The organism is Dyella choica (genome assembly GCF_003977665.1).
Taxonomy (GTDB): domain Bacteria; phylum Pseudomonadota; class Gammaproteobacteria; order Xanthomonadales; family Rhodanobacteraceae; genus Dyella_B; species Dyella_B choica.
Genome location: NZ_RYYV01000009.1, coordinates 192,234 through 200,705 on the forward strand (window position 1 = coordinate 192,234; position 8,472 = coordinate 200,705).

Consider the following 8,472-nt stretch of genomic DNA (forward strand, 5'->3'; position numbering starts at 1 on the left):
TGTGTTGACCCCGTTGCACGAAGCCTGTCACTCGCAATCCATGCCCTCGGCGCCATGCCGGGGGCATTTTCTTATCTCGGGATGAAACATCGGGCCGGCCAGCCTACCCATGAGCCTTGCGCTTTCCCCCTCCCGTTTACCCATCGTTAGCGTACCGCCCCGATTGCGGCTATAAAATCACGCGCCGGTTTGAACACCTATCGCCGACCAAGTCGGCTCGTGAAAAGGGTGACCTGCCATGGCGCCCCGAAACATCGGTCTTGAACAAAAAATAAGAAGCAAGCGTACTTCTTATAGAATCATTATGTTGCTTATCAGCCAAGCCAGCACCGGAAACGTTGTATCCAGATCGAGCCAAGGGGAAGGGTATGAGTGACGCGCAGCGTATCGTTCCGACGGTCGTGCTGGCCGACGACCACCCGATTGTCCGGTATGCCATTCGCCTCATGCTTGAATCCAACCGCTTGGCCAAGGTGGTGGGTGAAGCCAGTTCGCCCATGGAATTGCTCCAGGTGCTGGCCGACACGCCTTGCGACATCGTCATGACCGATCTGTCCATGCCCGACGAGCAGAGCCGCGACGGCCTGTACCTGATCGAGCGCATCCTGCGCACTTATCCCGACAAGCCCATTGTGGTGGTCACGGCGCTGCGCAACGCGGGGGTTCTGAGCACCTTGTTGCATAAGGGCGTAAAGGGTTTGATCGAAAAGGAAGGCGAAGTCACCGAACTGGGCATGGCTTTGCGTAGCGTGAGCCACGGCCGCAGATACGTGAGTGCTTCGCTACGCGCGTTGCTAGCCAGCCGCGAGGTGCACGGCGAGCAGGAAGGCGCTGCCAAACTTACCGAAGCCGAAATGGAAGTGCTGCGCCTGTTTGCCTACGAAGGCCTCACTTCCCAGCAGATATCCGAACGTCTCAACCGCAGCCGCAAAACGGTCAGCCGGCACAAGCGCAGTGCCCAGGCCAAGCTGGGATTGTCCACCAATCAGGAATTGATCGAGTACTGCCGCAGCGTCGACCTGGGGAAATAGTGCCCACGCAGACCCGAATGGCACTTACTTAAGCGTGCATCTCAACACTTGCCCCGCTGCACCGACTCCCTCCCCTGCTTGGCAGGGGAGGGCTGGGGTGGGGTTGTTGGAGCTTGCCGCGCTACTTGAATTCTACGCGAGGTTGCTTCACCCCACCCCAACCCTCCCCTCCTACACGGAGGGGAGGGAGCAGATGGCTGCAACAGCGGAGCAATACGCTTACCAAATAAGCGCCATTGCACTCAGACCCTTTAGGCTACGGCGTGAATCCAACGGATTCCCACAATGGCGCCGGGTCATAAACAACGCCGGAGGCAATGGTCTTGAACACCTGGCGCGTATTACGGATATCCGACAGCGGATCGCCACTGAGCAAGACCATGTCCGCCCGCTTGCCGACCTGCAAAGTGCCCGTGTCCTTGTCCAAACCCATGACATGCGCCGGCACGCTGGTCGCGGCTTGCAGCGCCTCGTAAGGTGTAAAGCCTGCCTGCACGTAAAGCTCCAATTCGCGATGCAGGGAATAGCCGGGAACAGACTGATCGGTGCCCGCCATGAGGGTGAGACCTTGCCGATGCAGTTCGCGCAAGGTGGCCAGCATGTCCTGGTAGTACTTGGTAAGCCTTTCGCTCTGCTCGGCCGGAGCGCCCATTTCGTTCAAGCCCTGGGCCAGCGGTTTGGCCACATGATCGATACCGGGTTCGAAGGCACGGATCGGCGTGCCCTGCGGATGCATGGCGAGCTCGTAGATCACGGTCGTGTCATCGAAAACCGTATGATGCTGCTTGAACAGGGCCAGCTGTTCCTTGGCCGAGGGCGTTTCAAAATCGAGCGGCGGCATCGGCTTTCCGCGCTCGATATGCAATAGGTCACGCGCGATGTATTGGATGTGGTTGATGCTGTCGAAGCCGTCCTTGACCACCTCGGCACTCGTCATGCCGGACGGCACGTGGCCGGTGACCGTCATGCCCAACTTGTGCGCTTCTTCCGTAATGATCGGCACCAGCTCCGGCTTGACGCTACTGTAGACCTTGATCTGTAGCGCACCGATGTCCTTGTAGCGATGGACGATCTCGCGTGCCTGCTCAGGGGTATCCGCAATGACCGCGCCGAGGGTGATTGGACCGGTGCCATCGACCAGCCCTGCAATCAGCAGGCGCGGCCCGATGCCACGCCCGGACTGCAAGGCGTCGCGCACTGCGGTGATGTAGCTGAACTCATTGCCGCAATCCCGAACCGTGGTGACGCCTGATGCGAGGTAGATCGGACCCCACTCCACTTGTTCGTAGTGCGCATGCATATCCCACAAACCCGGGATGAGGTACTTGCCGCTGCCGTCGAGCACTTCGAGGTCCGACGCCGCTTTCGGCAGCTCGCCCGTAGCTTCGATGCGGACAATACGCCCGTTTTCGACATAGACCGACCTGTCGCGTTGCGGCGGTCCGCCTGCGCCGTCGATCAGCGTGACATGGGTGATCAGCAGCTTCTTGGCGGAAGCATGCGCGTCCTTGGAGGTAAGCTGCGCCAGCGCGTCCAGGTTATTGGCTACGGCACGCTGGATGAAAGTATCCAGCACTGGCTCAAAGGTGTCGCGCACCGCTTCGAAATGATCAAATTCCGCGTCCGTAGTTACCACCGCCGCCAGTCGCTGATCGTCATCCAGCCAGGCCGTCTCGCTACCCCACACCAGGCCTGAAATCACGTAACCATGCAGCTTCACCCGCTTGCCACCCAGCTGCACATCCAGATCGTCCACGGACTGAATATGGATGTCCTGCTCCGGCGGCGCGGAGATATGCGCAGGTCGCCCCTTGGCCATCCAATACCGCAGCAGCATCTGCTGCATGGCCACAGGGGAATAGCCATCGATCAAAAAGGTATGCTCGCCAACCGGATAATCTGACGCCTTGCCGTCGCGCAGCAACGTCACGCGAGCATTGTTCGGATCCAGGGTGAATTGGTCGTGCATGGGAGCGCCACGCGCTGCCTTGCCCTCGCTTTTCAACGTCAGCGGATGCCTGATATCCGCCGCAGTGAATTGCGTCTTCAATGGCACGTCCGTGCCACGATCATTGAAGAGGAAATCGGATCGAAGATCTAGATGAGCCGAATCGGTCGACAGGGTGTAGGTCTCCTTCCCGATCGGCCTGGCGAATTTATGCAGAACAAAACTTCCTTGTTCTGTGTGCGCCGAGGACTGTGCCAGCACAGCGCATGGCATAAGAGCGAGAAGAATGACGCAAGCAAGAGAACGGCTAAACGCACGCTGCATGACTTGCCCCTAAGAGGATCGGAATGACGCCGACAGAGAACCAGTATTTGATGGCTGGCCTTTTACCTGCATGTGCCATTGGATGGGCAAGCTAGTGGAACGATGACCTCAGCTTCGCCGCTATCCACCGCTAGGATGTGAACCTGGAACTGAGGTATACCCACGTTTTAGCCTGCTCCCCGCCAAATTCAGTATCAAAGGGATGGTATTTCAGAGCGAATCGTCATTCCGGCGAAGGCCGGAATCCAGTTTAGATACGCGTCCGAAGGACACATTCCTATATTTAACGATGCTGGGTGCTTCGCACGACGTAATTGAACTGGATTCCGGCCTTCGCAGGAATGACGAGCAAATACGTCAGGCATCGCCGCAACAAGCCAACTTTCTGATGTACCGACGGTTCTTGATTGAAAAACGTGAGGATACCTCAGAACCTGGAACCTTATTTCCTAGCGATTTGCGCATTTAACGCAGAAAGCGTCTGCTCCGCAACTCCCTCGAAGTACCCTCTATTCTTTGATGGATCATTCTTTATCAACTCACTATAAATCTTATCTGCAGCATCAAGCCTTCCTTGCTTTTGCATTGAATAGGCTTCTATCGAAAGATTGGAAATTAAAAAGGTTTCATCAGGATCTCTGGAAAAACCGATCAGACGCCAGGCGTAAATTGGATAGCCGATGCTCCACGTCTTGGTAGCGACCGTCAATGCAATCTGGCTCGCTGAATGGAATTGCCCACCTGCTAGCTCCCAATTATCGGCTTGCGCGGCTCGTGCTCCTTCCTGCCTCAGCGCATAAGCAGCCCTGATCTTCAACTCGTCTTGCCAAGTAAAGCTCGCTAGACTTGACAAAAACAGGCAAGCATAGGTGGCCAGAAGCGCCCCAACTAGCCCACTTAACGCGTGAGTTAAGATAGTTCGCATTTCATTTCTCCTCTTTGGCACCTGAAGCCATACTGCCAGTCAAAGGGGTCACCATTTCGCCGCCGGAGTCACTAGGCACGCATGGCCGTCGGCGAAAAGCCATTCCGTGGATGTCCCAATTTCGCCGAATCTCTCGGATCTCTACTATTACTAATCCCACTTAGGGTTCAATTTTCCGCTGTAAACTCTTAGCCTCATTATTTAGGAGGCTTCTCGAGAAAACCTCTACGCCGTCCAATGCGTCATCAATCAGCTCTTTAATCAAAGAGATACTATAAACTTTCCACGAAAGTTCATAGCCATCAGCCGTTTGATAAACAATCTCATCTGCAGTCGCATCGACCATTGCGCGCGACCTGGCAGCCTCAAGGCTAACAGCTTTGTAGATTCTAATGTTCTCCTCCCAAACATCTTCTCGCTCAGGATAATAACGCCCAACCATATACGTGTGAAAAATGAAATTATTCATTTTTTAAACCCATTATCATTGATTAGTTTCCATGCTTTTTGCGCAGCGGCATTACCGGAATCCTTATCCTTAATCAACTCTTCAATAGTTTTACCTTTATACTGGCCAGGAAATTCACGGTTAAAAGGTATTCGGGGCGAGGTATTCGGGGCATCCACTATTTGAATTGCAAGGCGCCCCCCTTCAAGCCAAAGGCTTGCTTGCGTGAATTCGCATGCTCTACCCCTTCAGCACCTCTCTCCGCCGATTTCGGCAACTTATATCTCTCTTGCCGTTCTTGAAAGATCCCGCCACTTCACACCTTACCTGAAACCAGTCAATGCATCTGCCTATCATCGCCACGGAATATGGGAGGAATACCCCGGCAGCTTCATCCGTACCCAGGTTGCCTTGTCCTTCCCGCACCCTTTAGCCAACACTGCCCCAAAGCCCTTGCCTTGGCCATCAAGGACTCCACCGTCCCCACCGCCCGCCAGTATCGATCTCGATGCCCAACATTTGCGACTGCCACTGCCGCTCGCGCAAGCCGAGCTGTGCCAGTGCTGCAGGTACCTCCGGCGCGACCGAGCCTCGTTTGTCATCACGCACCATCCGGCCACTCCAGTCCACCAGTTCCAGGTAATCGACTGCTCGCAAAGAGACTACAGCCGCCAGCAACGTTTCGCCCAAGGGGCTCAACGTCTCATTGAGCGAAGTCGGACCAGCCTCCACATTCTGCAAAACGACGACGAATCGACGTATGTTCCGAGGTAACCAACTCGGTCGCCACTACCGCACGGATGGGGTTCAAATCCACATAGGCCATGCAGGCCAGTACCGCCCGCTCGTTCAGCAAGGATTGGCACTTGAAGCGGCCCTCCCAGAAACGCCCCGTGCAACCGTCTTCGCGGTTGGCCTGGCAGGCAATCGGTTCGTTCAAGCAACGCATGAACCACGACACGCTTTCCAGGCGACGACGCAGCTCCATCATTCGCTCCTGGTCACCTTGCAGGCGCTGCGCCTTTTCCTGGCCCCGCCGCTCGTCAATCGTTTCATCAACCGAATCGGAAACAACCGAACCCAGCGTTCGGCCACTTCTTCATCCGTCCTTGGCCGCCTGCGGGTTCACGTGCATCACCAGGTGCACGTGATTGCTTATCACCGCGTAGGCATACAGCCCTACCGCAAAGCATTCCGCCAACGCCAGCAGTCGTCCTTCTACCCAAGCTTTCCCGTGCTCATTGGAGCGACTGCTATACGTGTCCTCTTCACAAAGGAAGGCGCGACGCACGCAACGAGAAACACAGTGGAAGAAACCTTCTGTTTCCGGGTCGACGATTTGGTGGCGTGGATAGGCCATGACCCCACCTACGCCCCGCCCGAAGCCAATGACATCAGTCAATGGTGCGCGCGGCCGTCGGCGAAAGGCCATTCTGTGGATGTCCCAACATGGGTATCTCCCAACATGTGTGTCCCAACATGGGTGTCAATCACTAGTTTGACCGCTTGAACGGAATCACCGCGACGTTTGAACGCAACCTGCGCATCGGCATGGCGCCTCCGACAAGGGTAAAGCACATCGGGCCGTGAGCAGCATCCAACTGCAATCGCTCTGCATATGCTTGATACGTGTATGGCGGTCCCTTAGCCATCGCCTCGGCGTAACCGGGAGCGCTCTTAGTGCCGAAATAGATGTGCGTCCTACTCCAATACACTCCACCGAGGCTTCCACCGTTGTCCTCCACCCCATCCTTGGTGCATGGGCCGACAATAAAATTGACGTTGAAGTCGTTCTCCTTGGCAAGCGCCAACAAGTCCGTGTTCGTGGTGAAATCGATACGCGAAATGATTTTCGATGGAAGGGGCGGCAAGACCGCCCATTCGAATTGGGTTTGATCCTTGAAGTTGACGTCAGTCACAGACGTCACTCGAATATCTCTTGGGCCGGCTGTGCAAGCCGTCAAAAGGCTTACGAATGAAATCAACCCGGCAGCAGCAGCCAGCCTGGTACGCGCGACCATTAGTTACCGCCTCGCCCATAGATGAAGGGTGCCGTCACTGGTGCCGCTCCCCCGATGACTTGCAACGGACTGCTCACGCCAGGGCTGTCGCACCAACATGTCGCATAGATGTCCCAACATGTCATTGATGGCGGACTCATCCAACATGTTCTGTTTGACTAGCCATTACGCAGGCTGTTTCGCTTAAGTCGGGCACGATCAGTGACCCAAGCAATGGCAACTACCATCAATCCAAAAAATATGACAACTAGGTTGTCATCAGCAAGACCACGAAACGACGGCACGCAGTAGGCATTGACTACCTCCACTAGCACACGCTGGCCTGTGTCCTTTAACAAGCGCGCGTCCTCTATCGGAACAAGGACATCGTCACCTTGACCGCTCGGCAAAAACACTCTTACGTGTTCGGTGTTTTCACGATGGTAATGCCCTTTGTATGACCAAGTAATTGGGGTGCCAGTTCTTGCATGCAAATTCACTGCTACAAGGCATGCAACCATCAAAAACATAGCCACCTTATGAAATTGAATCATATAATAACAATCTCGTATATATTTTAAACGTGATGCTGGCAATCCAACACCCCATTTGCAAGCATGCCCGAAGGCAACAGCGGGGCATTCGGGATGGGGCATTCGGGACATCTTGGGCATTCGGGGGGCATTCGGGACATCCACCATTTGAATAATAAACGACAACAAGGCGGTGCCAGGATTACCTACCCATCCAGATGGATATGTCGCCCCGGAATTTGCTTCGCTGACTTCGGCCGCCTTCAGTCCCGACACCACGGATGAGCAAACAAAACGATTCATCCGGTGGCGAGTGTGGCCAGCGTCGCTCGCTCCATGACTATCGACGCATTCCTTTTTCCGTACCCCTGCGAAACTCACCCGTACGCGGCTCGTCTGTCTCGCCCAGCTCCCTTCAGCCAGCTCTGCCCCAGGGCTCTTGCCTTGGCTGTCAGAGACTCCACCGTCCCCACCGCCCTCCAGTTGCGGCTCTCAATACCCAGCATTTGGGAGTGCCATTGCAGCTCGCGTAAACCAAGCTGGGATAGCACCGAAGGGGCCGCCGATGCGATGGCTCCACGCTTGCCCTCCCGCACGATTCGTCCACTCCAGTCGGACCAATTCCAAGTAATCGATTGTTTGCAAGGATTGCGCGGGCGCCAAACGCATGCCTGCCAGTGGACGCAACGCCGTGCTCAGTGAAATCGTCCTTGCCTCTGCGCGCTGCAAGCGATGGTGAATCGAAGTGTGCTCGGAGGCGGCCAGATCAACCACCATGCCAGCCCGGATCGGATTAAGGTCCACATAGGCCATACATGCCAGTACCGCCGACTCATCCAGCAAGGCCTGGCACTTGAAACGTCCCTCCCAAAAACGGCCAGTACAGCCATCCTCGCGATTGGCCTGGCGGGCAATCGGCTCGTTCAAGCACCGCATGAACCATGACAAATCCCCTAAACGATGGCGTAGCTCCGCCATCCGCTCCGGATCACCCTGCAGACGCTGTGCCTTTTCCTGGCATAGCCGTTCGTCAATCGAATCCTCTATGCGCACCGGAAACAGCCGAACCCAGCGTTCGGCCACCTCTCCATCCGACCAATCCTTGACCGCCTGCGGGTCCACATGCAGTACCACATGCACGTGGTTGCTCATGACGGCGTAGGCGTAGATGTAATGACCCAGTGATTTTCTGCTCAGGTGTAATCTTCACTTAGGAGACACCGATGAGCACGACGATGGACGAAGAGATTAAACGCTGGACAG

The 8,472-nt window shown here is 55.7% G+C and carries 9 protein-coding genes; 1 reads left to right on the top strand and 8 read right to left on the bottom strand.

All coding sequences use genetic code 11. The features are described 5' to 3' along the window. Window positions 1-368 precede the first annotated feature (368 nt). Window positions 369-1,031 (top strand): response regulator, encoded by a 663-nt coding sequence (locus EKH80_RS13875; RefSeq protein ID WP_126685363.1) that lies wholly within the window; start codon window positions 369-371, stop codon window positions 1,029-1,031. 256 nt (window positions 1,032-1,287) lie between these two features. Here EKH80_RS13875 and EKH80_RS13880 read toward each other — a convergent pair whose 3' ends face one another. From EKH80_RS13880 to EKH80_RS13920, 8 genes are all read right to left on the bottom strand, one after another. After that, the gene (locus EKH80_RS13880; RefSeq protein WP_158628841.1) at window positions 1,288-3,087 is read right to left on the bottom strand and encodes an amidohydrolase family protein; all 1,800 of its coding nucleotides are present in this window, start codon (window positions 3,085-3,087) and stop codon (window positions 1,288-1,290) included. Window positions 3,088-3,745: 658 nt separating this feature from the next. Next, window positions 3,746-4,228: a hypothetical protein gene (locus EKH80_RS13885; RefSeq protein ID WP_126685365.1), complete on the bottom strand. Its 483-nt coding sequence runs from the start codon at window positions 4,226-4,228 to the stop codon at window positions 3,746-3,748. Window positions 4,229-4,388: 160 nt separating this feature from the next. Continuing rightward, window positions 4,389-4,697 carry a DUF4288 domain-containing protein gene (locus tag EKH80_RS13890; RefSeq protein WP_126685366.1) on the bottom strand — a complete coding sequence of 103 codons (309 nt, stop codon included), beginning with the start codon at window positions 4,695-4,697 and terminating at the stop codon, window positions 4,389-4,391. 682 nt (window positions 4,698-5,379) lie between these two features. Further along, window positions 5,380-5,667: a hypothetical protein gene (locus EKH80_RS13900; protein WP_126685368.1), complete on the bottom strand. Its 288-nt coding sequence runs from the start codon at window positions 5,665-5,667 to the stop codon at window positions 5,380-5,382. Window positions 5,668-5,775: 108 nt separating this feature from the next. Then, a complete protein-coding gene (locus EKH80_RS13905) occupies window positions 5,776-6,036 on the bottom strand; it encodes a hypothetical protein (protein WP_126685369.1) in 261 nt (86 codons plus the stop codon). Between the two features lie 133 nt (window positions 6,037-6,169). Then, window positions 6,170-6,595, bottom strand: coding sequence for a hypothetical protein (locus EKH80_RS13910; RefSeq protein ID WP_126685370.1), 426 nt, complete (start codon window positions 6,593-6,595; stop codon window positions 6,170-6,172). A 260-nt stretch (window positions 6,596-6,855) separates the two neighbouring features. Next, the gene (locus EKH80_RS13915) at window positions 6,856-7,512 is read right to left on the bottom strand and encodes a hypothetical protein (protein WP_126685371.1); all 657 of its coding nucleotides are present in this window, start codon (window positions 7,510-7,512) and stop codon (window positions 6,856-6,858) included. Window positions 7,513-7,701: 189 nt separating this feature from the next. After that, complete coding sequence (locus EKH80_RS13920) at window positions 7,702-8,361, bottom strand: hypothetical protein (RefSeq protein WP_126685372.1); 660 nt, start codon at window positions 8,359-8,361, stop codon at window positions 7,702-7,704. Window positions 8,362-8,472 lie beyond the last annotated feature (111 nt).

Excerpts from the sequence above, each read along its gene's own strand:
- EKH80_RS13875 (WP_126685363.1), top strand. The coding sequence starts at position 369 with ATGAGTGACGCGCAGCGTATCGTTCCGACGGTCGTGCTGGCCGACGAC.
- EKH80_RS13885 (WP_126685365.1), bottom strand. The coding sequence starts at position 4,228 with ATGCGAACTATCTTAACTCACGCGTTAAGTGGGCTAGTTGGGGCGCTT.
- EKH80_RS13890 (WP_126685366.1), bottom strand. The coding sequence starts at position 4,697 with ATGAATAATTTCATTTTTCACACGTATATGGTTGGGCGTTATTATCCT.
- EKH80_RS13900 (WP_126685368.1), bottom strand. The coding sequence starts at position 5,667 with ATGATGGAGCTGCGTCGTCGCCTGGAAAGCGTGTCGTGGTTCATGCGT.
- EKH80_RS13905 (WP_126685369.1), bottom strand. The coding sequence starts at position 6,036 with ATGGCCTATCCACGCCACCAAATCGTCGACCCGGAAACAGAAGGTTTC.
- EKH80_RS13915 (WP_126685371.1), bottom strand. The coding sequence starts at position 7,512 with ATGAATCGTTTTGTTTGCTCATCCGTGGTGTCGGGACTGAAGGCGGCC.
- EKH80_RS13920 (WP_126685372.1), bottom strand. The coding sequence starts at position 8,361 with ATGAGCAACCACGTGCATGTGGTACTGCATGTGGACCCGCAGGCGGTC.